Origin of the sequence: Algibacter sp. Ld11 (assembly GCF_045066735.1) — a bacterium.
Taxonomy (GTDB): domain Bacteria; phylum Bacteroidota; class Bacteroidia; order Flavobacteriales; family Flavobacteriaceae; genus Algibacter.
In genome coordinates, this window is sequence record NZ_JBISHH010000026.1 from 688,497 (window position 1) to 713,711 (window position 25,215).

The window sequence follows — 25,215 nt, forward strand, 5'->3', positions numbered from 1 at the left end:
CTAAAAATCTCCTAATCGTGTCTAGCACCTTTTAAAATTCTGAAACTATGCAAAACCGCTGGAAAAATAGCGTCCATGGATTCCTTGGCACCATTGGTAGAACCAGGTAATGCTAAAATTAAGGTGTCTTTAATAGTACCAGCAACGCTTCTTGATAGCATTGAAAATGGTGTACGGTCTTGTCCGTAATTCCTGATGGCTTCTTCGATGCCTGGAATGCGCCTATCTAACAACGGAATTAGTGCTTCAGGAGTAACATCGCGCCCAGAAAGTCCAGTGCCTCCTGTATAAATAACCATATCGATGCCTTTAGCCTCGTAATTTTTGGCTTTGTTTTGAATGTCTTCAATTTCGTCCGGAATAATAACATATTCTGAAATTTTCACACCGCAAGATTCTAACTTTTCAATAATAGCTTTTCCTGCTCTATCTTCTTTATGTCCAGCAGAAATGGTATCGGAACATACCACAACAGCAGCTTTTAAGTCTTTTCTAAAACGATCTTTAAAGTCTGATTTTCCTCCTTTTTTCTCCAATAACTTAATAGCATGAATTTCAATACCTTTGTCTATAGGTTTTAGCATGTCGTACATGTTTAAAGCAACTACACTTGCACCGTGCATAGCTTCAACTTCAACACCCGTTTTATAAATGGTTTTTACAGTAAAAAGCACTGTAATTTCAAGTCCTTTAATATCATATTCCACACCTGTAAATTCAATAGGTAATGGGTGACAATCGGGTAAAATATCTGGAGTACGTTTTACACCTAGAAGCCCAGCGGCTTTACTCATGGCGAAAACATGTCCTTTAGGTACAGTATCGTTTATAATTGCTTCTATTGTTTCTGGTTTGCTCACCTTAATAACCGCTTGTGCTACTGCCGTTCTTAGCGTTGTACTTTTATGTGTTATGTCGACCATTTTCTAATGTTTAATCGTTGATTTATTTAACTGTTTTATTGTGTTTTTCTTTATATACACTTATACAAATCAACAATTAAGTGTTTTTTTTCCATTGGTGCGTTTCGTCCTCAAAAATTTCTTTTCCAAAAACAGGAACATCTGCTTTTATGGCTTCAACTATATATTCTAAAGCTTCAAAAACCACTTTGCGTCTTGGTGAGGATACAAACACAAAAAGACATATCTCTCCCGCTTTTACTGTACCGAGGCTATGGTAAATATGCATGCAGGTAAGTTCGAATTTTTCAAAAGCAGCTTCACGAATATCATGAAATTTTTGATTCGCCATATCTTCGTAAGCCGTATATTCTATAGCTGCTACAGTTTTATCACCGATAAGATCAGCACGAACTTGGCCTAAAAAAATGTTGTGAGCTCCAATGCTTGTTTTTGTTTGATGTTTATAAATGGAATTTCCTATAAAATCAGATGTTATTGCGCCTTCTTTAAACACGCTTTTTGGTTTTTTATCTTTCATTTTGTAACATTTTAGAATGTTCGATTATTATATTTTTTATGTCTGAAGCGCCTTCAGTGATACTATAGCAGTTCAATATATTATGTTCTTGTAATAATTCTACAGCACGTTTACTTCTCATGCCTGATTGACAAAAAAGGGCTTTCTTTTTCGCCTGATCTATTTTGTCTAGATGGCTTTCTAGCTTACTTAACGGGATGTGTGTAACAGGAAAATTATCAATTTTTGGCTCTTCGTGCTCTTCTCTAACATCAATAAGCTGAATATTATTTTCAGATATAACGCTTTCCATTGATATGAGAATAACTTCAATTTCACAATTAAGATCGATTGTTTTTAGATGAAAATTTTCTTTGTCGTTGAGAACAGATTGAATCGTATTTTCCGATCTTTTAATGGTTAGCGTCGTGTTTTCTAATGTTAATGCATTGTAACAAAAAAGTTTCCCAGAAAGGCTATTACCAAGTTCTAATATTATTTTTAAAACTTCATTAGCCTGCATAGTGCCGATAATTCCAGGAAGGATACCCAAAACGCCTATTTCTGAACAATTTGGCGCACTCCCTTTTGTTGGTGCTTCGGGAAACAAACAACGATAACTTGGTCCATTTTTATAATTAAACACCGAAATCTGACCTTCAAATTTATAAATAGCTCCAAAAACTAGCGGTTTGTTTGCGATAATGCAGGCATCGTTAACTAAATAACGAGTTTCAAAATTATCGGAACCATCTACAATTATATCGTATAATTTAAATAAATCTAGAGCATTTTTATGTGTTAGTTTTTCCGGATAAGCTACAATAGAAATATCGCTATTCAAATCTTCTAAACGTGCTTTGGCAGCTTCAGCTTTGTTTTTACCTAACGTTGAAGTTCCATAAAGAATTTGACGTTGTAAATTTGAAATATCAACCACGTCGAAATCAATAATGCCAATATTACCAATGCCTGCAGCTGCAAGGTATTGCAAAACTGGGCAACCCAAACCACCTGCACCAATAACTAAAACTTTGGCTTGGTTTAATTTGTTTTGTCCAATCTTTCCAATTTCAGAAAGGATAATATGTCGGTTATATCTGTTACTCATTTTTTTGTTTTAATAGGTTCTTTATAAAAACTAAAATAATTATCCACCAGCAAAGGGTGGTAATAATGCAATGTCTTGCCCCGATATTTTAGTGGCTTCCGAAACTAATTCTTGGTTTTGAGCGACCTTAAAACCTTTATTTTCTAGATTTTTATATTTAGAATGAAGAACCTCTAAAAGATCGGAAACATTATCTCCCGAAAAATCGATACACTCTTCATTAATCTCTGTAATTTCAGAAATTTGCCCGAAATACTTTATGTTTAATTGCATGCTTTTAACTGTTTTAATTCATCTTTAGTGTTAACATTTGTTGTAAATAAATCTTCATTTTCATTAATAGAAACGCTCTTAACACAACACTGGTTTACGGCAAATTGTAACTTGCGTTTGCCTTGATTTAGCAGGTTTTTAAAAGTGGTTATACACGATTTTTTATATAAGGCAATTAACGGCATTTTGCGGTTGTTACTTTCTATTTGAATAACTTCGGAAACATTATCAATAACTAAAATTAATTGTTTTAAAATGTCTGAATTTATTAACGGAATATCGCAACTTAGCACTAAATTATAATCTGTTTTAGATTCCTCCAAACCAGAATAAATTCCTGCTAAAGGGCCTGCGTTTTCAATAGAATCATTAATGCGGTTTAAACCAAAAGTATCATAATCTGGATTATTTGAGACTATAATAATTTCTGAAACTAATGGTTTTAAAGCATCGATGCTGTGTTGTATAAAAGATTTATCATTCAGCATTAAAAACCCTTTATCTGTGCCCATTCTAGAGCTTTTTCCACCCGCTAGAATAATGCCTGTTATGTTTCTTTTATCCGTCATAGTTATGTGAAAAATAATTTACCACAAGCAATTATTAAAACAAAGGCTAAAATATATCGTAGTTGCATGTTGTTTATTTTTTTACTTCCAAAATATCCTCCCAAAACACCACCAATTAAAGCTATGGCAACTAATAAAAAAGATTCTTTTTGAAGGGCTATGCCACTATATAGTTGGCCAATTAAGCCTGATGCGGAGTTTACCCAAATAAACAATGCTGAAACCGCTGCGGCTTCTTTCATTTTTCCCCAATGGAACAATAAAATTACCGGGCTTAAAATAATGCCGCCGCCAATACCAATGAGTCCAGAGAAAAAACCGATTATACTTCCGAAAAGGAGTCCTTGCCAAAGTTTTACTCCTTTTATATTATCACTTTCTTTTCCGAAAACATTTAGCATTTTTAATATGGCAAAAATGAGTAAAAAGGCTAATATTTTTTTATAAATGGAAGCGTCGATTTCTATGGTGCCGCCAAAAAAGGCAAATGGAATGGAAGTAATAGCAAAGGCGAGAAATAGTTTTTTATTAAAAAAACCGGCTTTAAAATAATAGTAAAATGAAATCCCAGCTACAAATAAATTAAGCAGTAGGGCAGTGGGTTTCATGGTTTCTGGAGTAAAAGAAAATAAGGCCATGAGCGCTAAATAGCCACTTGCTCCACCATGTCCCACACTTGCGTATAAAAAGGATACAATAGGCAAAATAATTAAAAACAAGCTTATGTTTTCGGTTTGTAGCATATTGGATATTTAAAGTTCTTTTAGCTTGTTTAATTCGTTATCTAAAAAACTCCAGCAGTTTCTGTTTATTTCATCAAAAACAGCAATTAACTGTTTACCATAAGCCGTTAATTCTGCACCACCACCACCTTTGCCTCCTGTGCTATTTATGGTAACAGGTTTTTTAGCCGATTTATTAACCGAGTCTATAAGTTGCCAGGCCTTTTTATATGACAGACCCAAAGTTTTTGCTGCTTTAGATAAAGAACCTTCTGTAGCAATGGCTTTTAGTAATTGCACACGACCTTCACCTAGAAGCACATGGTTTTCAGATTCTATCCAAATTCGGCTTTTTATTTTGTAGCTCATATTATTCAGGTAAAATTATAGTTTCCACTGTTTTTCCTATGGTGATTTCTTGTTCGTTCTCATCCATAAAAACTAAGGCATTGGCTAAGGCAAAGGTTTGTTGCATGGCCGAACTTTGTCCTTCCAGAATTTCAACTTCACCATTGTTATAAATGGCTTTTAAAAACTGTGGTCGATCTCCTTTTTTAATAAATTCATTTATCGATTTGGCAGAAACTCTTTTTAGCTCTAGTTCGTCACGATTCATCATTTTTTGTAAAGCGATATAAACATAAACGTAAAAACAAGTAAGTGCCGCGGCAGGATTGCCTGGTAAAGCGAAAACTTGAGTGGCACCTTTTTTTCCGTAGAATAAAGGTTTTCCAGGTTTTTGTTTCACTTTATAAAAAAGCTCTTCAACATGCAGTTCAGACAGAGCTCTTCCAACAAAATCGTAATCACCGACCGATATCCCTCCGGTAATTATAACAAGGTCGTTTTCATTAATGGCCGCTTTTAATTGGGTTACTGTTCTGCCATAATTATCTGCAACGTTGTATAAATTTATATCGTAGAATTTTAAATTGTAAAGCGTGCTAAGTAACATTTTAGAGTTGCTTTCGTAGATTTTGCCGTATTTTAATTCGTTTCCTGGTTCTACTAGCTCGTTTCCTGTTGTAATAATAGCAATAGCTGGTTTTTTATACACGGAAACGGTAGTAATGCCTAACGATGCTAAAAAACCAATGGCAGCTGGTGTTAATTTTGTTCCTTTCTTTAAAGCTAAATCGCCGTGTTTAACTTGTTCGCCTAATGGACGAATATTTTGTTTTATACAAACGTCTCCTTCAATTTTAATATGTTGATTATCAGTAGTGACCTTTTCTTGCATAACGACGGCGTTAGCCGATTTAGGGACAGCCGCACCAGTGAATATACGTAAGGCTTCACCTGACTTTAATATAGGTTGGTATTCATCGCCTGCTTGAATTTCTCCTATTAAGCGGTATGTGGTGCTGTCATGCAAATTAAGAGCGTAACCATCCATAGCCGATTGATTAAAAGGTGGCATGTTTATGGGAGAAACAACATCTTTAGATAGTATATAGCCACCCGCTTTTTCTACGGTTTTAATAGTGGTTTTCATTAAAGCGTTGGTGTTTTCTTTAACTGTAGAAATGGCTTGTGCTATTGAGATCATTATAAATATCGTTATGTATTCGCAAATATAACGATATTTTTTCATTTTACTTTTTTATAACATGACAGATGTCATCTAATTTTATAATAATTAAGTTCATTTTTGCCAGATAATTAAAAGTTTTTCCTCGTTTCAGCAGAATGAAAAGGAAAAAAATGTATTTTTAACATAATATTAGTAGTTGATTTTTTACAGATTGAAATAAGAGAAGATGGTTAATTAATAAACTTGAATAATTTATACTTGTGAATATCCAAAACAAATTATTACCAAATAAAAAATCTAGATGGCGCACAATAGCAGTTTTTTTTATTGCTATTATCACAGGTTTAGGTTTGTTTATGACGAAAGAAGCAGAACTGGTTTCTTATATGTCTGATGATCCGTTAGCTTGTGTAAACTGTCATGTTATGACACCCGTTTATAACAGTTGGATGCATAGCTCGCATAGAGAATGGGCATCTTGTAACGATTGCCATGTACCACACAACAACATATTTAACAAATATTATTTTAAAGCGAAAGATGGTTTATTTCATGCTTCGGTTTTTACGCTAAGAGCAGAGCCAGAGGTGATGTTTATGCGGGAGGAATCTCAAGAAGTTGTACAAAACAACTGTATTCGTTGCCATGTGCAGCAAGTTACACAGGTTAAGTATGACGGTTATATTGAAGATCATGCTAAAAATAGAACGGAAAGACAATGTTGGTCATGCCACCAAGAAGTACCACACGGTACGGTGCATGGTATTTCAACAATAAAAAGTAATATAGCTCCAATACCAACAGATAAAGAAGAGGCTGTAATACCAAGTTGGTTGGAAAAAGAAATGGAAACCAAATAGATTTTAAAATAAATTATACTTAATACATGAAAAACAAGGTTTTATTTATTGTGACAGTAGTAGTCGTATTTCTACTGGGATTATTAGCATCAAGTATTGTTAATAGGAAAAACGAAGCTAAATATCAATATGTACCAAAGGTAAATATTGGTGATAATGAGCCTAGAAACGCCGAGTGGGGAAAAAATTATCCAGCCGAGTATCAGTCTTTTTTACAAACAGCCGACACTAGCTTTGCAACTTACCAAGGTGGTTCTGCTATGCGCGATATGCTAGATGAGGACACTAATTTAGTAGTTTTATGGGCAGGTTATGGTTTTTCTAAAGATTATAGTCAAGGTCGTGGACATATGAATGCTATTAAGGATATAACAAACTCACTTAGAACGGGTGGACCAAAGGGAGAAGGTGACGGCCCAATGCCTGCTACTTGTTGGACGTGTAAAAGTCCTGATGTGCCACGTTTAATGAATGAAAAAGGTATTGCCGAATTTTATTCTGGTAAATGGGCAGATAAAGGTGATGAGATTGTAAATCCAATTGGTTGTGCAGATTGTCATGATTCTAAAACTATGAAACTAACCATATCGCGTCCTGCTTTAGTGGAAGCTTTCGATGCAATGGGTAAAGACATTAATCAAGCTACACACCAAGAAATGCGTAGTTTAGTATGTGCACAATGTCACGTAGAGTACTATTTCGATAAAAAAATACCAGGAAAAGAAGGAGTGCCTTATTTAAAATTACCATGGGAAAACGGTATGTCTGTAGAAGCTATGGAAGAGTATTATGATGCTATTGAATTTAGCGATTGGACACACAAATTAAGTCGTGCACCAATGTTGAAAGCGCAGCACCCAGGATACGAAACTTACTTAACAGGAGTTCACGCCGATCGTGGTGTATCTTGTGCAGATTGCCATATGCCATACAAGAGTGAAGGCGGACAAAAATTTACAGATCACCACATACAATCTCCGTTAAACAATGTGTCTAATGCATGCCAAGTGTGCCATAGAGAAGATGCCGATAAGTTAAAGATGAATGTTTACGATCGTCAACGTAAAACAGCCGAAAACAGATTGAAATTAGAAGGTTTTCTAGTTAAGGCTCACGTAGAAGCTAAAAAAGCTTGGGATTTAGGAGCAACAGAAGATCAAATGAAAGATATTTTAATGGATATCCGTCACGCACAATGGCGTTGGGATTATGCAGCAGCATCTCACGGTGCTTCTTTTCACTCGCCAGTTGAAACCGCTAGAGTTATAGGTAGTGGTTTTACAATTATCCAAGATGGTCGTGTTAAATTAGCACGTTTACTTGCTGAGTTAGGTCATAACGAAGCTGTAGCTATGCCAGATATTTCTACTAAAGAAAAAGCTCAAGAGTATATTGGTTTAGATATGGAGGCTTTAAGAAAAGAGAAAGCAGAATTTAAGAAAAATCTAGTACCAAAATGGTTAGAGGCTGCAAAAGAAAGAGAGTCTAAGTATGGCGCAAAAGATGTGTCTTTAAATAATTAAGGATTAGTATTAGTTTTTAATAATTAGGAAAGATAGTTTTTGATGATTAGTGATATCACCAAAACTATCTTTCTTTTTTTTAATAAAGTTTTATGCAGAAATTATACAAGTTTTTTTCATCATCAAGGTTGGCTTTGCTTTTATTACTAACATTTGCCATATCCATGGCTATAGCCACATTTGTTGAAAACGATTATGGTACAAAAACAGCTTGGATAATTATTTATGATTCTTGGTGGTTCGAGGTTGTTATGGTTGGCTTAGCTATATCATTCATCGCAAATATTTTTAAGTATAATTTATTACAGAAAAAAAAGTGGGCTATTCTGCTTTTTCATGTTTCTTTTATTATTATTATTCTCGGTGCAGGTATTACGCGGTACACCTCTTACGGTGGCGTTATGCGTATTCGAGAAGGACAATCATCAAACGTTGTTATATCAGACACTAATTTTCTATCACTAACTATTAGCGATGGAACAACTTCAAAAACAGTAAAAGAAAAACGTTCGTTTTCATCTATAAAAAATAACGATTTTACTTTAAAAACAGATTTTGAAGGTACAGCAGTAGAGGTGTCTTACAAAGATTATGTGGAAGATGCTATTGCCGAAGTTGTAGAAGATGAAAAACATGGTGAACCGCTTTTAGAAATGGTGGTAACCGAAGGAAATGGTAGAAATACCATATACCTTAAAAAAGGAGAAATTGAAAAGATAGGAGAGCATCAACATGAAATTGGTTTCAATTCTGATAAAAAAGGTATTATTAATATTGTTGAAGAAAATGGTGCTTTTAGTATCGATTCTCCTCACGATTTAGATTTCTTTATCATGTCGTCACAACAAGCAGGTGTTATTCCTAAAGATAGTTTGCATGCTATTACTTTAAGAACTTTATATCGATCGGGCGATATTTCATTTGTGCCATTAACGTATTTTGAAAGTGGAATTTTTCATTTAAAAAGTGAATCTGAAGATTCTAAAGAAAATGATAAAATGAAGGATGATGCATTATTAGTAAATGTAGCTGTAAATAATGTTGAAAAGCCTTTAAACATATTATATCGTGAAGGGTTTTTACCAACACATCACGAGGTTAATATCGATAATTTAAGAGTAATTTTATCTTACGGAGCAGGAGCAATAGAAACACCATTTTCGCTTCAGTTAGATGATTTTCAATTAGAGCGTTATCCAGGTTCATCGAGTCCATCGGCTTATGCTAGTGAAGTTACTATTTTAGATCAAGATGAAAAAACACCGTTTAGAATTTTTATGAATAATGTGCTAGATTATCGAGGTTACCGCTTTTTTCAAGCCAGTTATGATACCGATGAAAAAGGAACCGTACTGTCCGTCAACCATGATAGTTTAGGAACTTGGATTACATATTTAGGATATCTACTGATGACGTTGGGTATGTTTTTTACCCTTTTCGGGAAAGCATCTCGTTTTCATTTAATAAATAAAAAACTAAAACATTTAAAGAAGAAACATGTAGCCGTTGTTATATTGCTTTTTGGTTTGCAAGTATCATTTGCTCAGCAGTTAAACGATTCTACAGCACAGCAAATAGAGCGTTTAGTTAAATCGCAAGAAGTAGATCGAGCACATGCCGATTATTTTGGTAGAATTTTGGTACAAGATCTTGATGGTAGAATAAAACCGGTAAATACTCTAGGATCTGAATTTTTGAGAAAAATATCAAGAAAATCGAGCTTTTCATATCACATAAACGATAAAAAAGTAACTTTTGATGCCAATCAAACGTTTTTAGCCATGCACATAGCACCACATGTTTGGCAAAAAATACCGCTTGTTAAAGCCGATTTTGATAAAACAGGCGACCTTTTTAAAGATGTGGTCGTTGGTACAAATAACCTTTTACCTTATACTAGTTTGCTAGATGCTAAAGGCGATTATATTTTAACTAATCAAGTTGAAGACGCTAACAAGAAAAAGCCTGCAGAACGTAATGAGTTTGATAAAGAGGTGTTAAAAGTTGATGAGCGATTTAATATTTTGTATAATTTATTTGCTGGAAATTATTTGAAAATCTTCCCTAATAAGAACGATGCCAATAATACTTGGTTTAGTTTTAAACATCATTTTAGAGATTTCCCAGAGGAAGATGCTCAGTTCGCGCAAAGCATAATTCCATCTTATTTTAATGATATTGTAATGCTTAAGTATGATGATGCTCAAGAAAAATTAATGTACATTAAGAAGTATCAAGAGGTTTTAGGCGCAAGTGTAATACCTACACCAGAGCGTATAGAAGCAGAGCTTTGGTACAATAAGGCTAATATTAACTTTTGGCTATTTCAGGTGTTCTTTGCACTTGGTTTTATACTGCTAGTTTTGGCTATTGTAAAGATGTTTGTACAAAAAAAAGGTATTGAGTTTTTCAATAATATATTTGTTGTGTTTACTCTAGTTTCATTTTTATGCTTTACAGGTAACATTATTTTACGTTGGTATGTGGCACAACATGCGCCATGGAGTAATGGCTACGAGATGCTGGTTTTTGTTTCTTGGGTATTACTGCTGTGTGGATTGCTCACATTTAGAAAGTCAGACTTTTCTTTACCGTTAGCTACCTTATTTTCAGGAGCTTTATTGTTTGTTAGTTACCTAGATTGGTTAAATCCAGAAATAACCAATTTGATGCCTGTTTTAAAGTCGTATTGGTTAAAAATACATGTAGCAACCATTGTTAGTAGTTATGCGCCATTAGCATTATCGGCTATTTTAGGCTTAATGGCATTGTTGCTTTATATTTTTAAAACACCAAAAACTAAAGCTATTATAGAAATTAAAATTAAGGAGTTAACTTATATTAATGAAATAGCCATGACTATTGGTTTGTTTGTATTAGCTGTAGGTACCTTTTTGGGAGGTGTTTGGGCCAATGAATCTTGGGGTCGTTATTGGGCTTGGGATCCAAAGGAAACTTGGGCTTTAATAAGTATTATTGTTTATGCCATTGTGTTACACTTAAGGTTTATCCCGAAACTAAATAACAACTTTGTTGTAAACGTAGCCAGTATGTTTGCTTTTTGGTCTATTATTATGACGTCTTTTGGGGTGAATTATTACTTGTCTGGGTTGCATAGTTATGCGGCTGGCGATCCGTTACCAATTCCTAAATTTGTTTATGTTTTAGCTGCATTTATGGTTATAGTCACCTTTTTAGCTTATTACAGAAAGAAAACTTTTTGTCGAAAATAATATCTGTAATGAATAATATTTAAAGAAGGAATAGACAGAAACGTATATATAAACTCTATTTAAATTACGATTTTACTAATAAAGACATCATAAATATATGATGTCTTTATTATTTAAAGAATCCTCTTAGCTAATTATTAAAAATAAGTATCGTTTACAGATAATAAGTATTAATACTTATATTTGTGTAATAGGTTTAAGCTTTTTATGCAAAATACGGTTATAAATACATATAGAACACCTTCCAACAGCAGATCACTCACGGGGATATCTTGTGATGCATGTATTAATACCAACTGTTTAATAAAAAATGCTCTAGAAACTTTAGGTCCTAAAACGTTAGAGAAAGAAAAAAGCGAAATTCGTTGTAAAAAAGGACAGCAATTTATTATAGAAGGTGCTCCGGTTAATGGATTGTTTTTTATTCTTAAAGGTACTGTTAAGGTTTTTAGAACTGGTATTAATGGTCGAGAGCAAATAGTTCGTTTTGCAAAAGAAGGTGAAATTATTGGTCATCGTGGTTTTGGTACTGAAGAATATTATTCTATTGGCGCTGCGGCTTTACAAGATACTGTACTATGTTATTTTTCTAAAGATAGCTTGCAAGCAGCACTAAGAAAAAGCCCTGAGTTTAGTTATAAATTAATGCTTTTTTATGCCAATGAGCTTAACCGTAGCGAATCTAAGGTGAAGTCTATTTCTCAAATGACGGTTCGCGAGCGTGTTATAGATACACTTTTATATATTCATAGAAAATTTGGTGATTTGCGAGGTTATCTCAATTTACCTCTAAGTCGAAAAGAATATGCCGATTATGCAGGCACAACCGAAGAGCAGGTTATTCGCGTATTTTCTTTATTAAAAAAGGAAGGTTTAATTTCTGCTAAAGGAAAAAAAATAGGTGTTCCTAATATACAAACGCTCAAAAATGAAATTAGCGAACATAACTATTTCTTAGATAGTTAAGCTATATTCTATAGTAATAGATACCGTATCGCTTTTTCTTTCTTTTTTATTTCGAATAAAATCTTGTAAGGTTTATTCTAATTTTTACTTCATTTAAAATATTTTTTCAACTTAATTTTTATAAATACGTGTTTTTATACGTAGTTTTTTATGCTCACTATGTTGGTTTACGTAGTTTGTTTAGTGGGTTTAAATTGTTTTAAATCAAGGTGTTGTTTGTTTTAGCTGTGTTTTAGCAGGTTTTTATATGCTAAAAAAGATATTACTACATGGGTAATATCATGTAATAAATTATGTTCTACTTATATATTTGCAACAAGTAAGTATTAATACTTAGTAATTAATTAAAACTATTCAACATGAAATCATTATTAACAAAATCCTCTTTAGTTCTTTCCTTAGCGATTGCATTAAGTGCTTGTGGAGGCAAAGAGAAAAAGAAAGAAATAGCAGAAACGGCTGTAGCTGCAGTTTCTAAAACAAAAACATTAGATATTGAAAAACCTCAATTAACCTTTGGTTTTATAAAATTGACAGATATGGCGCCTTTAGCCATTGCAAAAGAAAAAGGATTTTTTGAAGATGAGGGTTTATTTGTTTCAGTTGAAGCACAATCGAATTGGAAAAATATTTTAGATCGTGTTATTGATGGTCAGTTAGATGGTTCGCATATGTTAGCTGGTCAGCCAATTGCTGCTGGAGCAGGATTTGGACGTCAGGCCGATTTAGTAACACCATTTTCTATGGATTTAAATGGTAACGGTATTACGGTATCTAACGATGTTTGGTCTAAAATGAAACCAAACGTACCAACAGGAGAAGATGGAAAACCTGTGCACCCAATTAAAGCGGAAGCTTTAAAGCCGGTAATTACAGAATACAAAAATTCTGGTAAGCCTTTTAAAATGGGAATGGTTTTTCCGGTATCTACACATAATTATGAAATTAGATATTGGTTAGCAGCTGCTGGAATTCACCCAGGAATGTATACTGCAGATAATGTTCAAGGACAGATTGATGCTGAAGTTTTACTATCTGTGACACCTCCGCCACAAATGCCAGCAACATTAGAAGCAGGAACTATTCACGGATATTGTGTAGGTGAACCATGGAATCAACAAGCCGTATTTAAAGGTATTGGAGTTCCTGTAGTAACAAATTACGATATCTGGAAAAACAACCCAGAGAAGGTTTTTGTAATGACAAAAAAGTTTGTTGAAGATAACCCAAACACGGCTATTGCAGTTACTAAAGCTTTAATTAGGGCTGGTAAATGGTTAGATGAGCCAAGTAATAGAGCAGAGGCTGTAAAAATATTATCAATGTCTCAATATGTTGGTGCGCCGGAAGAGGTTTTAGCCAATTCTATGACAGGTACTTTTGAGTTCGAAAAAGGTGATAAGCGTGATATGCCAGATTTTAATGTATTCTACAAGTACAACGCAACATACCCGTTTTATTCTGATGGTATTTGGTTCTTAACGCAAATGCGTAGATGGGGACAAATTCCTGAGGCTAAGCCAGCAGCATGGTATGCAGAAACTATTAATAACATTTACAGACCAGATATCTGGACAAAAGCAGCGAAGCTTTTAGTTGAAGAAGGAAATATTCCTGCAGGAGATATTCCAACAACAGATGGATTTAAGCCTGCAACATCAGATTTTATTGATGGAACGACTTATGATGGAAAAGATCCAATTTCTTACATCAACAGTTTTAAAATAGGAAATAAAGATAAAGCGATACAATAATTAGTAAAGCCAATAAATAAAGAAGTCATGAAACAAAGTATAACATTAGGAAAAGTAACCAATTTTATAGGTCTAGGTTTTTTAAGCACATTAAAAGATTTATTTACTGGTAAGCTGGAAAGAGAAGATTTAAAAAACCTCCTACGTAAAACAGTTGTTCCACTGGCTTCTATGCTATTATTTATTGGGCTGTGGCATTTGGGTGCAAAATCTTTGTACAACATTGAAGCCGAACATAAAATTGAAAAAGCACTTACAGATCAAGGACAAGAAGCTGCCGATGCTTTGCAAGCATGTATTGCATCGGGAGATTCTAGTTGCCAACCTAATACGTTGCCATCTCCAAGTCAGGTTTGGGATTCTTATAAGTCGTTATTAAGAGACCATAATATTATAAAAGCAGATAAAGCTGCGTTTATAGAAAAAACAGCTGTTTTAAATGAAAAACGATTGGCAGAAGGCAAGGATGCTATTACTTATACTGGGCGACCATCATTCGTAGATCAAATATTTAGAAGTTTAAAAACGGTATTCGCAGGGTTTTTATTGGCCTTGTTTATTGCTGTGCCCTTGGGGATTTTCATAGGGTTGAGTCCTACTTTAAAAAGTGCTTTTAATTGGTTTATTCAAATTTTTAAGCCTGTTTCTCCGGTAGTATGGTATTTACTTGTTTTTATGATTGTAAAAACACTATTGATTGGCTCTAGTGAAGATAGTTCGTTTACTATATCCTTTATAAGTGTTGGTTTATGTTCTATGTGGGCTACTTTAGTTAATACGGCAATGGGTGTGGCTACTGTAGATAAAGATTATATTAATGTTGCTAAAGTATTGAAGTTAGGACCATTTCAAAAAATATTTAAAGTTGTACTTCCTTCATCTTTACCATTAATTTTTACCGGTTTAAAAATCACATTATCAGTAGCTTGGATGGTTTTAATTGCTATTGAGTTATTGGCGCAGAGTCCTGGTTTAGGGTTGTTTGTTTGGGAAGAATTCCAAAACGGAGCTAACGATTCTAATGCAAAAATTATTGTAGCCATGTTTGTTATTGGAATCATTGGTTTCTTATTAGATAGAATTATGCTAACTATACAAAACTGGGTGTCTTTTGATAAAACAGAAGGGATTTAATTGAACAGACGAATTCACGTTAGGGATTGCAGTGGAAAGCCCACAGCGTAGGAACGGAGCGAGGACTTGAAGCGTAAAGCCCGACCCTTGTGGTAACGCCCAAATAAAACTTAGAAAAATGGCATATTTAGAATTAAATAATATTTATAAAACTTACGGTAAAGGCGAAAACGAACCGGAAGTATTATCGAACATTAATTTATCGATAGAAGAAGGTGAGTTTGTTGCTATTGTAGGGTTTACTGGTAGCGGAAAAACAACTTTGGTAAACTTAATTAACGGTTTAATTACTCCAACTAAAGGTGAGGTTTTGTTTAAAGGCGAGCCGGTTATAGGAACTAGCCATGAGCGTGGTGTGATTTTCCAGAATTACTCATTATTACCTTGGTTAACGGTTGGGCAAAATGTGTATATGGCGGTTAAAGAGGCTTTTCCTAAAAAAACGAAAGCTGAGTTACATGCTATTGTTGCCGATTATGTGGAGATGGTGAGTTTAACACCTGCGATTAATAAAAGGCCTAAAGAATTATCGGGTGGTATGCGCCAACGTGTATCGGTTGCTAGAGCATTAGCTATGAAACCAGAGATGATTATTATGGACGAACCACTTGGTGCTCTAGATGCATTAACGCGTGGTAATTTACAAGATGAAATTTTAAATATCTGGGGTAAAGATAAACGTACAGCGCTGTTAATTACCAATGATGTGGATGAAGGTATTTATATGGCAGACCGAATTATTCCGTTACGTCCGGGACCAAATGCAACTTTAGGACCTGAGTTTAAAATTGATATTGAACGCCCTAGAGATAAAACGGAAATGAATGATAATCCGAATTTCAAAAAAACAAGAAATGCTATTATTGAGTATTTAATGGATATTGGAAACGAAAGGAAAACCGAGGCTAAGGAAGCCATTGTTCTTCCGGATTTAAGTCCTAAGGATTTTGTTAATCAATTTTAAAAGGAAAAGACATGAGTGTTATAATTGAAAATAAACAGAGCCATAAGTTTGAAAACCATGTTTTTCCATCTAACGATGTGATGCTGGATTTAAAGAATTTGAAAAAAGTTTATCCGACTCCAAAAGGCGATTATGTGGTTTTGGAAGATTTAAACCTACAGATTAGAAAGGAAGAGTTTGTTACTATCATTGGCCATTCGGGCTGTGGGAAAACAACCATGCTTTCTATGATTGCGGGATTAAATCCTATTTCTGGTGGTCATATATCCGTTTTAGGAAAGCATATAAAAGGACCAGGACCGGATAGAGGGGTTATTTTTCAGGCGCCTAGTTTAATGCCTTGGATGACGTCTTTACAAAATGTGCTACTTGGTGTTAATAAAGTGTTTCCGCATGCAACAAAAGCACAAAGGCATGATATTGCTAAATACTATTTACAGAAAGTAGGGTTGGAGGATGCTTTTGATAAGAAGGCATCAGATTTGTCTCAAGGTATGCAACAGCGTGTAGGTATTGCTCGTGCGTTTGCAATTAAACCTAAAGTATTATTGTTAGATGAGCCTTTTGGAATGTTAGATTCTTTAACACGAGGCGAGCTACAAGATATATTAATTGAAATTTGGAATAAAGAAAAAATAACAGCGGTAATGATCACGCACGATGTAGATGAAGCTATTTTTTTAGCAGATCGTGTGGTTATGATGACGAGTGGACCTAAGGCCAAAATTGGTGATATTTTGAACATTGATTTTGAGCGCCCAAGAACACGAAAATCGGTGTTAGAGCATGATGATTACTACAAATATAGAAAACACTTAATAGACTTTTTAGAGCACTAAAAATGAGTATTAACATGAGATTTATCATAAAGTAAGACTTAACAGTCACATATATTTGCGATGATAAATTAAACGTATTGATACTAAATAGAACAAACAATTAACGACTACAAATTTAAAATTATGAAAAAAATTTATTTAACTTTAGGTATCTTAACCATAATGGTTCAATTTGCTCAAGCACAATTTACATTAGATGGTGAGTTTAGACCACGTACAGAATACCGTAATGGTTTTGGAAGTATTATTCCCGATGCTGCAGATCCAGGTTTTGGTATTTCTACTAGAATTAGATTAAATTCAGGTTATAAAACGGATGCATATAGCTTTTATTTAAGCTTGCAAGATGTTATGGTTTGGGGAGAAAATAGACAGATTTTACCTTACGACCAGAATAATTCGTTTGCAGTATTTCAAGCTTGGGCAGAAGTAAAATTAGGCGAAGGATTTACTACTAAATTAGGACGTCAGGTTATTTCTTATGATGATCAACGTATTTTTGGTGGATTAGATTGGGCACAACAAGGGCGTAATCATGATGCTGCATTATTGAAATACAAAAAAGGTAAATTTTTATTAGATGTAGGATTGGCTTTTAGTCAAGATTATTCTAACCCAGCAGGATTTCAATCAACTTCTACGGCTTACGGTACAACAGGTTTCTTTTCTTATAAAACCATGCAATATGCTTATTTAAAACAATCTTGGGATAGTTTCTCAGGTAGCTTATTGTTATTAAACAATGGTTTTCAAAAATATGAAGCAGATGGTGTTACTCCAGATGGTGTAAACAGTATTCAAACTTTAGGAACGCATTTAGATTATAAAAGTGGTGATTTTGGAGCGGCCTTAAATGCTTACACGCAAATGGGTGATACTGTTGATGGTGCATATTTATTGGGTTTAGAGTTTACTTACAAAGCATCGGCTAAAGTTGGTTTAGGTGCAGGTATGGAGCTTATTAGTGGTAACGATACAGCAACAACCGATTCTGAAGCTTTCTTCCCGCTATATGGAACAAACCACAAATTCAATGGTTTTATGGATTATTTTTACGTAGGAAACCATGCTAACAATGTTGGTTTATTTGATATTCACGTAAGTGCAAATTTCAAACTAAACGAAACGTCTAGCTTAATGGTTAAAGCTTTAAACTTTAGCGGTGAGCAAGAATTGGCAAGTGGAGAGAAATCTTTAGGAACCGAGTTAGATTTAGTATACTCTAAAGCTTTTAAAGGTTATGCTTTAAAAATAGGATACTCACACATGTTTGCTAGCGATGGTATGTACGAATTAAAAGGTGTTACAGAATCTGCTGCTGCAGATACGCAAAACTGGGCTTGGGCTATGTTAGTAATCAAACCTAAGTTTTTAAACTAAGAGCTTTTAAACTAAAATTGATATTATATGAAATCCCGCTTATGGCGGGATTTTTTTATGTTTAAAAATCAGCCTAACCAGAAAAGAACTTACACGCACTGAAAAACACCGTTAACTCATTCTTGATATTTTTTAGATGGTGATATTTATAAATTCGAATAAGAAAAATAAATATTATGAAACAACAATTAAGTATTTCGGTAAAGCAACCGTGTTCGGAAGATTATAATCAATTTAAACCTACGGCTTGTGGCGGGTTTTGTAATTCCTGCGACAAGGAAGTTATAGACTTTAGGAGAATGAGTGATGGTAAGTTAAAGGCTTATTTTAAAATCAATAAGGAAAATACCTGTGGCATTTTTGCAACCTCGCAGTTAAAGACTTATACTTTCGAAGATGAAAAAGGAAGACATACATCGTCTTTTAATTTTCTAAGAGTAGCTAGTGTGGCTTTTATTTCGTTAATTTCTTTACAAAATATACAGGCGCAACAAATACAACGACCGACGCAAACGGTACAAAAAGTAAGTGCTTTTGATAGTGAAAAGCAAACTGAAGCAACTTATTCTAAAACTGAATTTTTAAAAGGAACGGTTTCGGATACGTCTAGTCCGTTACCAGGTGTAAATATTATATTAAAAGGTACTACTATAGGTACAAGCACTAATTTTGATGGTGAGTTTGAGTTTCCTGAAACCTTAAAGGAAGGAGATATTTTGGTTATAAGTTACATTGGTTTCGAAACACAAGAAATCGCCATTAAAAAGAATCAAAAACCATTAGAGATTGTAATGCGTGATGATGTTTGCATACTTGTTGGTAAAGTAGCCGTAAAAGAGGTTTACGAGTCTAAGCCAAACTTATGGCAAAAAATTAAAGGGATATTTTAGGTGAAGCGTTTTATATTCATTTTAATAGCCTTTGTCGGTTTTTCGGCAATATCTCAACAGTCAGATTTCAATACTATCGATTTTAAAAAAGGCGATAGTATTTCTGAGTTGTATAACTATGCTGCATTAAAGAATTTGCCAGTTTTAGCACATAATCTCACGTTTCATTTAGATTCTGATGTCGAAAAATTTAGAGCCATTTACAAATGGGTTTGCTTCAATATAGAAGGCGATTATGGTTTTTATTTGAAAACCACTCGTAATCGAAAAAAGTTTAAAAATGATAGTTTAGCTTTTACTAATTGGAATAAGACTTTACAGAAAAGAGTGTTTAAACAGTTGGTAGACAACCAAAAAACTATTTGTTCAGGTTATGCTTATTTAATTAAAGAATTGGCGTCACTATCTGGTATTGAGTGTGAGATTGTAAATGGCTATAGCCGGTCGCCAAGTAGTCAAATTGGTGAACTAGGTGTAGCAAATCATTCATGGAATGCGGTGAAGCTGAATAACAAATGGTATTTGGTAGATGCTACTTTAGCGAGTGGTTATTTTAATGTAAATGAAAACCAATTTATTAAGAATTATAACGATGGTTATTTTTTAGCCTCACCAGAGCAGTTTTCTAAAAGTCATTTTCCTTTAGATTCAAAGTGGTTATTGTTAGGTGAAAAATCATGCGCTGATGAATTTGTTAATGGGGCGATGGTTTATGGAAGTTCGTTTAAATATGGTGTAGTTCCGGTATATCCAAATACCTTAAAGATTGAAGTTTTTAAAGACGAAACAATTCCCTTTCAACTAAAAATTTTAAAAGGTATTAATTTAAATGATGTTCAACTTTATGTGAGTAATGGCGTTACTAAGGAAGCTATTCAGAGTGGTGATTTTACTTGTGTAGATGGAATACTGAAGCTAAATTATAGTTTTAGAACAAGAGGTCATTACGATTTTCATGTGCTGATTGATGATGAGGTTGTTGTTTCTTATGCGGTGCGGGTTTTGAAAGGGTGTAAGGTAGGGAAGGTGATAGTTTTTAATAATTCAAAGTGATTAATTCAAGTGTAGTTTTTCCTAATAAAAATTTATAAAATGATTAAAAAATAGTATCTATGTAAGAAATTAACTTGCGGCTAGTATTTTAATTATTGCAAAGTTTAGTTGAAACTATTTCTTTTTTCTGGATAATAGTTGCTGAATTTTTTTAGATAATTAATTTACAGTCCATTAAAAATAAAACCTAAATGAAAAAACTAAGCTTATTAGCCGTATTATTTATTATTGGATTCAATTTATCATCTTGTTCTTCAGATGATGATAACAGCGAAAAACAAAGTAAAGAAGAATTGTTAATAGGAGAATGGAAGAAAAATGGTATAGGTATTATATGCGCCTCTGGAAGTGAAAGCTTTGAAGCGTATTCTGGTTGTAAGGAAAATGGATCAATCACTTTTTATGTAGATGGAACTTATAATGATATTCCTTATATTGAGTATATGGGTGACTGTATTATCGATGGAGAAAGTAATGGTACATGGGAGATTATAGATGATGAATTGTATATTAAAAATAGTGAAGAAACCACTGCTTCAAAAGCGAGCTTATTTGAAATTTCAGTAAGTTCATTAAAACTAGGTGGAGACTCTAATCCATGTGATGGTGAAGATGCGCCTTCTATAGAATATTTAGATTTTAGTAAAATATAAAGGCATTTATTGATTAATTATAACCTTCATTAAAGGCAGCAGCATCATTAAATAGGAGTTTAGTATTCTCTACTTTTTATCATAGAGGAGGTTGAGCCTTTATTTTTAGATAACTCTATTTGTTAGAGTTTAGAGTAGTTGCAGTCATGGAAGGCTAATGTAGTAATTGTTTTATTTCTATATCTTCACTATTAATTAAGTAATTCCAGCTTATCTTGTTCAAAAATAATATTTCTTTCCGTGTTTTTCTTGTATAAGTCTTTAGTGATAACCTTTTTTTTGAGAGTTGAACAATAGTTTTTACTATTTGGGTTTACCATATAATCTAGTTGGTGCTCAATCATTTTTTCAAAAGGAACAAGAAAGTTTTTCGTATCACAATATTCTAAGTTACCTTTATTAAGTAAATTTAATACCGTAAAGACCGACTCAATAGTGCTCAAACAAAGTGGTTCAGGCTGTTGCTTAATAATAAATTTTGATTTTATTTTATTATCAAAACTCACTCTTTGAAGTTTTTGTAAGTTCTTGCTTAGCTTAAGCATTTTACGAGCGCAGGGCCAAGTGCCATCGAGAATGAAGATGTGTGGATTTTCACCCATAAAAGAATTTATATCTGAACTTTGCCTTAGAGATAAATTGAAATTATCTTTTCCTGGGTAAAGTAAAAATGAACTGCTGTTATCTTGAGTCAATAGTTCATTTACTCGCTTATTATTAGTGAAATCGACACCAACTATAATTTCTGAATTTTCAAGTTGAAGATTAGTAATGTGCCCAGTACCACTTTTTTCTTTTCTGTATTCCTTGGGGTGCATAAGGATGATAAAACGAGTTTTAGTTCGGATAGCACTAATGTGCTTACAAATACATGTACTAGAAGGCCTCATACATTTGTAACATTGTACTCTTTGATTTTTTATTTCTACTTGCAATGTGGATTTAAATAATTTCGTAAAATTGGTTAAGTTTAATTAAATAAACTATTAATTTACTCTTAATAAAGCGCTAAACTAAGCATTGTTTTTGTAAGATGTGGTATTATTTTTTTAGGTAATAAATTCATTAAACTATTATCAAAACTACTGCTTCATAAATTTAACAAAACTACTATTACCTTGGATATCATTAACCTTTAATAAGTAAATTCCCGTATTTAGTTTTGAAACATTTAAATCATCGTCATCTCCCGAAAACTGTAACAATGCTTTACCTGTGAGATCATAAACGAATAGGGAAACAAATTCTTCGGATATTTTAAATGAATTTTTTACTGGATTAGGATATATCTTAATTGTTGCATTAGCAATTTCGTGAAAGTCTTTTGTTGAAAGGTTTTCATTTTCTCCTACTAAAAAAGCACCTAATGGGCGCTGATAAGCAGATGCGGGAGCATTGTTTGTAAATTGTTGATTTAAAAATTCTAATATTTCAACTTCGTCATCTGGGGTTGTTCCGTCTGTAGAAGTTGTATTTGAAAAAGTTACAGATCCGCCTACATCAGTAATTCTTTTTGCAAATCTATAGGCTTGTTCTCCATCAAACATTAAATCAGATCTTTCACTAGACCATGTTGCTCGTAGAGGTAAAAACAAATGCTTTAATGTTTTTTTACTTGACTTATACACAGATGTTGATGATTCTTCAATGTCTGTTACCGTAAACTCTTCGTATGCCCAAGAATTAGGCGGTGCTCCTTGACCTAAAGGAGTAATATGCCCTGCAGTAAAGTCTGACCAAGGATTTGTTGCAGTCATCTTTATAATCGCGTAATCTCTTTCATCAATATCATCGACACCATCTGTATCTACCAATATTAGCTCTCCATCTTCGTCTACAAAAGAATCCTTATCAATATTAGTTGTTATAGTAGCATTAGGTGCTGCATTACGAACCATTCGCACAAATTCTGCTCTTTGAGCAGTCGTGTTTTCAGGATCTGCATCTCCAAGACTGGAATTCACGTTATAACTTCCAAAAGCATCTAACCAATATCCATCAACACCTAAGTCAGTAAAGCGTTTTATATATCCTTCACATAAATTAACCCATGCTGCATGTCCATCACCAGAAAAATAAGTGTCTACGTAATTATTCCAAGCTACTGCTCCTTCTGCTGTAGCTCTATCTCCAGGACTTAAAGTATTTAAATATAAAATTACTTTTTTACTCTTATTTTTTAATATGTTAATAACGTCAATAATAATTTGTTCGTTAGCTAAACTAGGCACAAATTCTTCATCAATAATGGAATTTGGAACTCCCATCACAGCATCTACATTAGGGTTTGTTCTTAAAGTCCATAGTTGAGAGTTCGCATTATTGGTAGCATTGGTAATTACATGTCCCATTGTTGGGTAGTTATTTGCCATTTCTTGTGCTCCCGCAATATAATCATAGGCTTTTCCTCCATCTGCAATAGGAGCCACATATTGATCTAAATCTTCACCTCCTCTTACGTAAAAACGACCTCCCCATGATCCTTTAAGTACGTCTACAAGAGGTTTTTGTTCCATTGAACCATATATTTGATCTATATAGTAAGTGATTTCAGATGTTGATACTTGTCCATTTCCATAACCAATATACATTTGGTTGTAACCACCGTCTAAAAACCCACCTGCAGGTAAATCTCCTGGATTAAAAACAAAAGAAAATTGTTCCCATTCTTGTCCTTTTGTAAATTTTAATGTTATTTGCTTAAAATCTCCTGTAGTTGTATTTGTTAAATACAAACGGATACGATTTACAGCTGATATATCTGCTGTTGGAATATCTATATATGCTTTTAAACTTATTGTATATAATGCATCAGAAACAATATTTTGAGGTATTTCAAAATACAAAAAACCTCGAGTTACATTTGCTTTTCTTTCAAACTTAGAGCTGACTGTATTTGTATTTATTCCGCTAGTATTAGGATTGGGCTCATTTAAAGTAAAAGTACCTTCTAAAGTGTTTGTAAATATAATATTCTCTGTTTGTGACTCATTTTCATACCAGAGAGATTGTGCCTGTATTTTACTTCCAAATAAAAGAAGTGAACTAAAAATTAGTAATTTTAATTTCATTGGGGATTTATTTTTTTATTAAAACACTTACAATGTAGTATTTTTCATTGATTTTAACCGGTGAAAGGTGTTTTTTTTCTCCATTATTAGAATTCCCATAAGTATTAAAAGTAAAAATATCATGAAGATAAAATCTTTATTTTTGATATCTCTTTTAGCTAGTGTTCTTTTTTTGTTTTCCTAAGTAGCTGTAATTAATTGCTTAATTTGTAGTAAACTTGTTTCAGTAAAACTGGTTTGGTTAAATTATGCCCAATGGATGGTTATATGAAAAGTAGGAGATTTATATGTGCCAATTTTAAGTTAAGGAATATAAAAAAGAGAAAAGAACCAAACTTTTGAATAGCTCTTAACTGCTATTTTTTATATAACGTGTTGTGGTTTGTATTTAATTTGTGCTAGGATAATTTAAATGTGTTTTAGATTTAAAAAATAAAATGATATGATTTTTTTATTTCCCAAATGTTGTTCGTTTTTTCTAAATAAAATAATGACATCTTAGGTGATCTATCTTCAAATCGATACTGACATCGAATAGCAGCTTTATCTTTTTTGTCATTATATACAATTTTTGAAAAATTAAACCTGTAATCAATGTTTTTATAATCTCTATATTTTCCAATATGGTCAGAAGGGTTTAAATATACTATGGAATCAAAATAAAAAGTGTTAGTTACTCTTTTTATTTTTATTTTATCTATATCAATATGTATGCTTCTACTATTGTCATAAACTTTTGTAAAACCTGAAAACTTATCTTCAAAAAACATATCTTCAATCAACTCAAAATTGGGTATATTTAATGCTAAGCTTGTGTCTATTGCTGTGGTTCTGAATTCATTAATGTAGTCTATTAGTTTTTCATGGACTCTAATGGAATCTTTAACTGTAAATCTACCTTTAGTATTAATTGGCGATAAATTTCTAGGGGATAGACGTACCGCCACACTATCTATAACTTTACTAATTATTTCGCTAATATTAGTGCTTTTATTGGTTACTGGCAGCGTTTTTTTATTGTTACAACCAATAAAAGTTATTAACGCTAATAAGCCAATTAAAGTTCTTAATGTTTTATTCATTACAACCATTTTTAGGAAAGTTCATATTTATATGCACCGAAACGGTTTTGTATATCTTAAGTTTGATTATTGATTAAAGATATTAAATTTAAGTATATAAACAGAAAGAACAAAAAGAGAGGATTAAGGTTATTTTGTATAGTGAGACAAGATCTCGATTTTCTTGAGAATCCCCTCTCTTT

At 33.2% G+C, this 25,215-nt stretch carries 23 protein-coding genes; 12 read left to right on the top strand and 11 right to left on the bottom strand.

All coding sequences use genetic code 11. From position 1 onward, the window contains the following. Positions 1-11 precede the first annotated feature (11 nt). The 8 genes from moaCB to glp form a co-directional block, all read right to left on the bottom strand. Positions 12-923: a bifunctional molybdenum cofactor biosynthesis protein MoaC/MoaB gene (gene moaCB, locus ACJJV4_RS19355; RefSeq protein WP_405297044.1), complete on the bottom strand. Its 912-nt coding sequence runs from the start codon at positions 921-923 to the stop codon at positions 12-14. Positions 924-999: 76 nt separating this feature from the next. Continuing rightward, on the bottom strand, positions 1,000-1,443 hold the full coding sequence (locus ACJJV4_RS19360) for a molybdenum cofactor biosynthesis protein MoaE (RefSeq protein WP_405297045.1): 444 nt from the start codon (positions 1,441-1,443) through the stop codon (positions 1,000-1,002). Further along, on the bottom strand, positions 1,433-2,533 hold the full coding sequence (gene moeB / locus ACJJV4_RS19365; protein ID WP_405297046.1) for a molybdopterin-synthase adenylyltransferase MoeB: 1,101 nt from the start codon (positions 2,531-2,533) through the stop codon (positions 1,433-1,435). Before moeB ends, ACJJV4_RS19360 begins: the two co-directional genes overlap by 11 nt. Before the next feature lie 39 nt (positions 2,534-2,572). Beyond that, complete coding sequence (locus tag ACJJV4_RS19370) at positions 2,573-2,806, bottom strand: MoaD/ThiS family protein (protein WP_405297047.1); 234 nt, start codon at positions 2,804-2,806, stop codon at positions 2,573-2,575. Further along, a complete protein-coding gene (locus ACJJV4_RS19375) occupies positions 2,797-3,375 on the bottom strand; it encodes a molybdenum cofactor guanylyltransferase (RefSeq protein WP_405297048.1) in 579 nt (192 codons plus the stop codon). Before ACJJV4_RS19375 ends, ACJJV4_RS19370 begins: the two co-directional genes overlap by 10 nt. Before the next feature lie 2 nt (positions 3,376-3,377). Then, a complete protein-coding gene (locus ACJJV4_RS19380) occupies positions 3,378-4,118 on the bottom strand; it encodes a sulfite exporter TauE/SafE family protein (RefSeq protein ID WP_405297049.1) in 741 nt (246 codons plus the stop codon). A gap of 9 nt (positions 4,119-4,127) precedes the next feature. Further along, the gene (locus tag ACJJV4_RS19385; protein WP_405297050.1) at positions 4,128-4,466 is read right to left on the bottom strand and encodes a winged helix-turn-helix domain-containing protein; all 339 of its coding nucleotides are present in this window, start codon (positions 4,464-4,466) and stop codon (positions 4,128-4,130) included. Between the two features lies 1 nt (position 4,467). Next, complete coding sequence (gene glp / locus ACJJV4_RS19390) at positions 4,468-5,646, bottom strand: gephyrin-like molybdotransferase Glp (RefSeq protein ID WP_405297052.1); 1,179 nt, start codon at positions 5,644-5,646, stop codon at positions 4,468-4,470. Positions 5,647-5,891: 245 nt separating this feature from the next. Here glp and nrfH point away from each other — a divergent pair, with 245 nt between their 5' ends. The 12 genes from nrfH to ACJJV4_RS19450 all read left to right on the top strand — a co-directional run bounded on the left by nrfH (position 5,892) and on the right by ACJJV4_RS19450 (position 20,880). After that, positions 5,892-6,491, top strand: coding sequence for a cytochrome c nitrite reductase small subunit (nrfH, locus tag ACJJV4_RS19395; protein ID WP_405297053.1), 600 nt, complete (start codon positions 5,892-5,894; stop codon positions 6,489-6,491). A gap of 26 nt (positions 6,492-6,517) precedes the next feature. Continuing rightward, positions 6,518-8,014 carry an ammonia-forming cytochrome c nitrite reductase gene (nrfA, locus tag ACJJV4_RS19400; RefSeq protein ID WP_405297054.1) on the top strand — a complete coding sequence of 499 codons (1,497 nt, stop codon included), beginning with the start codon at positions 6,518-6,520 and terminating at the stop codon, positions 8,012-8,014. 92 nt (positions 8,015-8,106) lie between these two features. Continuing rightward, entirely contained in the window at positions 8,107-11,247 is a 3,141-nt protein-coding gene (gene ccsA, locus ACJJV4_RS19405) for a cytochrome c biogenesis protein CcsA (RefSeq protein WP_405297055.1), read from the top strand. Between the two features lie 207 nt (positions 11,248-11,454). Next, positions 11,455-12,213 (top strand): Crp/Fnr family transcriptional regulator, encoded by a 759-nt coding sequence (locus ACJJV4_RS19410; protein ID WP_405297056.1) that lies wholly within the window; start codon positions 11,455-11,457, stop codon positions 12,211-12,213. A gap of 359 nt (positions 12,214-12,572) precedes the next feature. Further along, positions 12,573-13,967 (top strand): CmpA/NrtA family ABC transporter substrate-binding protein, encoded by a 1,395-nt coding sequence (locus ACJJV4_RS19415; protein ID WP_159020112.1) that lies wholly within the window; start codon positions 12,573-12,575, stop codon positions 13,965-13,967. Between the two features lie 27 nt (positions 13,968-13,994). Next, the gene (locus ACJJV4_RS19420) at positions 13,995-15,101 is read left to right on the top strand and encodes an ABC transporter permease (RefSeq protein WP_158849369.1); all 1,107 of its coding nucleotides are present in this window, start codon (positions 13,995-13,997) and stop codon (positions 15,099-15,101) included. Positions 15,102-15,219: 118 nt separating this feature from the next. Then, positions 15,220-16,065, top strand: a complete 846-nt coding sequence (locus ACJJV4_RS19425) for an ABC transporter ATP-binding protein (RefSeq protein WP_147676803.1) — start codon at positions 15,220-15,222, stop codon at positions 16,063-16,065. An 11-nt stretch (positions 16,066-16,076) separates the two neighbouring features. Then, entirely contained in the window at positions 16,077-16,904 is an 828-nt protein-coding gene (locus ACJJV4_RS19430) for an ABC transporter ATP-binding protein (RefSeq protein WP_159020114.1), read from the top strand. A gap of 123 nt (positions 16,905-17,027) precedes the next feature. Next, entirely contained in the window at positions 17,028-18,284 is a 1,257-nt protein-coding gene (locus tag ACJJV4_RS19435; protein ID WP_405297057.1) for an alginate export family protein, read from the top strand. A 176-nt stretch (positions 18,285-18,460) separates the two neighbouring features. After that, positions 18,461-19,174 (top strand): carboxypeptidase-like regulatory domain-containing protein, encoded by a 714-nt coding sequence (locus tag ACJJV4_RS19440; RefSeq protein WP_405297058.1) that lies wholly within the window; start codon positions 18,461-18,463, stop codon positions 19,172-19,174. After that, positions 19,175-20,227, top strand: coding sequence for a transglutaminase domain-containing protein (locus ACJJV4_RS19445; RefSeq protein WP_405297059.1), 1,053 nt, complete (start codon positions 19,175-19,177; stop codon positions 20,225-20,227). A gap of 191 nt (positions 20,228-20,418) precedes the next feature. Beyond that, on the top strand, positions 20,419-20,880 hold the full coding sequence (locus ACJJV4_RS19450) for a DUF5004 domain-containing protein (protein ID WP_405297060.1): 462 nt from the start codon (positions 20,419-20,421) through the stop codon (positions 20,878-20,880). Positions 20,881-21,071: 191 nt separating this feature from the next. Here the strand turns inward: ACJJV4_RS19450 and ACJJV4_RS19455 are convergent, their stop codons facing one another. The 3 genes from ACJJV4_RS19455 to ACJJV4_RS19465 all read right to left on the bottom strand — a co-directional run bounded on the left by ACJJV4_RS19455 (position 21,072) and on the right by ACJJV4_RS19465 (position 25,033). Further along, positions 21,072-21,815, bottom strand: a complete 744-nt coding sequence (locus ACJJV4_RS19455) for a tRNA-uridine aminocarboxypropyltransferase (RefSeq protein WP_405297061.1) — start codon at positions 21,813-21,815, stop codon at positions 21,072-21,074. Between the two features lie 147 nt (positions 21,816-21,962). Further along, positions 21,963-23,951, bottom strand: a complete 1,989-nt coding sequence (locus tag ACJJV4_RS19460; RefSeq protein ID WP_405297062.1) for a T9SS type A sorting domain-containing protein — start codon at positions 23,949-23,951, stop codon at positions 21,963-21,965. A gap of 425 nt (positions 23,952-24,376) precedes the next feature. Next, entirely contained in the window at positions 24,377-25,033 is a 657-nt protein-coding gene (locus tag ACJJV4_RS19465; protein WP_405297063.1) for a hypothetical protein, read from the bottom strand. Between the last annotated feature and the right edge of the window lie 182 nt (positions 25,034-25,215).

What these genes read in the sequence shown, in the direction of transcription:
- moaCB (WP_405297044.1), bottom strand. Translation starts at nt 923, where the DNA reads ATGGTCGACATAACACATAAAAGTACAACGCTAAGAACGGCAGTAGCA.
- ACJJV4_RS19360 (WP_405297045.1), bottom strand. Translation starts at nt 1,443, where the DNA reads ATGAAAGATAAAAAACCAAAAAGCGTGTTTAAAGAAGGCGCAATAACA.
- moeB (WP_405297046.1), bottom strand. Translation starts at nt 2,533, where the DNA reads ATGAGTAACAGATATAACCGACATATTATCCTTTCTGAAATTGGAAAG.
- ACJJV4_RS19370 (WP_405297047.1), bottom strand. Translation starts at nt 2,806, where the DNA reads ATGCAATTAAACATAAAGTATTTCGGGCAAATTTCTGAAATTACAGAG.
- ACJJV4_RS19375 (WP_405297048.1), bottom strand. Translation starts at nt 3,375, where the DNA reads ATGACGGATAAAAGAAACATAACAGGCATTATTCTAGCGGGTGGAAAA.
- ACJJV4_RS19380 (WP_405297049.1), bottom strand. Translation starts at nt 4,118, where the DNA reads ATGCTACAAACCGAAAACATAAGCTTGTTTTTAATTATTTTGCCTATT.
- ACJJV4_RS19385 (WP_405297050.1), bottom strand. Translation starts at nt 4,466, where the DNA reads ATGAGCTACAAAATAAAAAGCCGAATTTGGATAGAATCTGAAAACCAT.
- glp (WP_405297052.1), bottom strand. Translation starts at nt 5,646, where the DNA reads ATGATCTCAATAGCACAAGCCATTTCTACAGTTAAAGAAAACACCAAC.
- nrfA (WP_405297054.1), top strand. Translation starts at nt 6,518, where the DNA reads ATGAAAAACAAGGTTTTATTTATTGTGACAGTAGTAGTCGTATTTCTA.
- ccsA (WP_405297055.1), top strand. Translation starts at nt 8,107, where the DNA reads ATGCAGAAATTATACAAGTTTTTTTCATCATCAAGGTTGGCTTTGCTT.
- ACJJV4_RS19410 (WP_405297056.1), top strand. Translation starts at nt 11,455, where the DNA reads ATGCAAAATACGGTTATAAATACATATAGAACACCTTCCAACAGCAGA.
- ACJJV4_RS19415 (WP_159020112.1), top strand. Translation starts at nt 12,573, where the DNA reads ATGAAATCATTATTAACAAAATCCTCTTTAGTTCTTTCCTTAGCGATT.
- ACJJV4_RS19420 (WP_158849369.1), top strand. Translation starts at nt 13,995, where the DNA reads ATGAAACAAAGTATAACATTAGGAAAAGTAACCAATTTTATAGGTCTA.
- ACJJV4_RS19425 (WP_147676803.1), top strand. Translation starts at nt 15,220, where the DNA reads ATGGCATATTTAGAATTAAATAATATTTATAAAACTTACGGTAAAGGC.
- ACJJV4_RS19430 (WP_159020114.1), top strand. Translation starts at nt 16,077, where the DNA reads ATGAGTGTTATAATTGAAAATAAACAGAGCCATAAGTTTGAAAACCAT.
- ACJJV4_RS19435 (WP_405297057.1), top strand. Translation starts at nt 17,028, where the DNA reads ATGAAAAAAATTTATTTAACTTTAGGTATCTTAACCATAATGGTTCAA.
- ACJJV4_RS19440 (WP_405297058.1), top strand. Translation starts at nt 18,461, where the DNA reads ATGAAACAACAATTAAGTATTTCGGTAAAGCAACCGTGTTCGGAAGAT.
- ACJJV4_RS19450 (WP_405297060.1), top strand. Translation starts at nt 20,419, where the DNA reads ATGAAAAAACTAAGCTTATTAGCCGTATTATTTATTATTGGATTCAAT.
- ACJJV4_RS19460 (WP_405297062.1), bottom strand. Translation starts at nt 23,951, where the DNA reads ATGAAATTAAAATTACTAATTTTTAGTTCACTTCTTTTATTTGGAAGT.
- ACJJV4_RS19465 (WP_405297063.1), bottom strand. Translation starts at nt 25,033, where the DNA reads ATGAATAAAACATTAAGAACTTTAATTGGCTTATTAGCGTTAATAACT.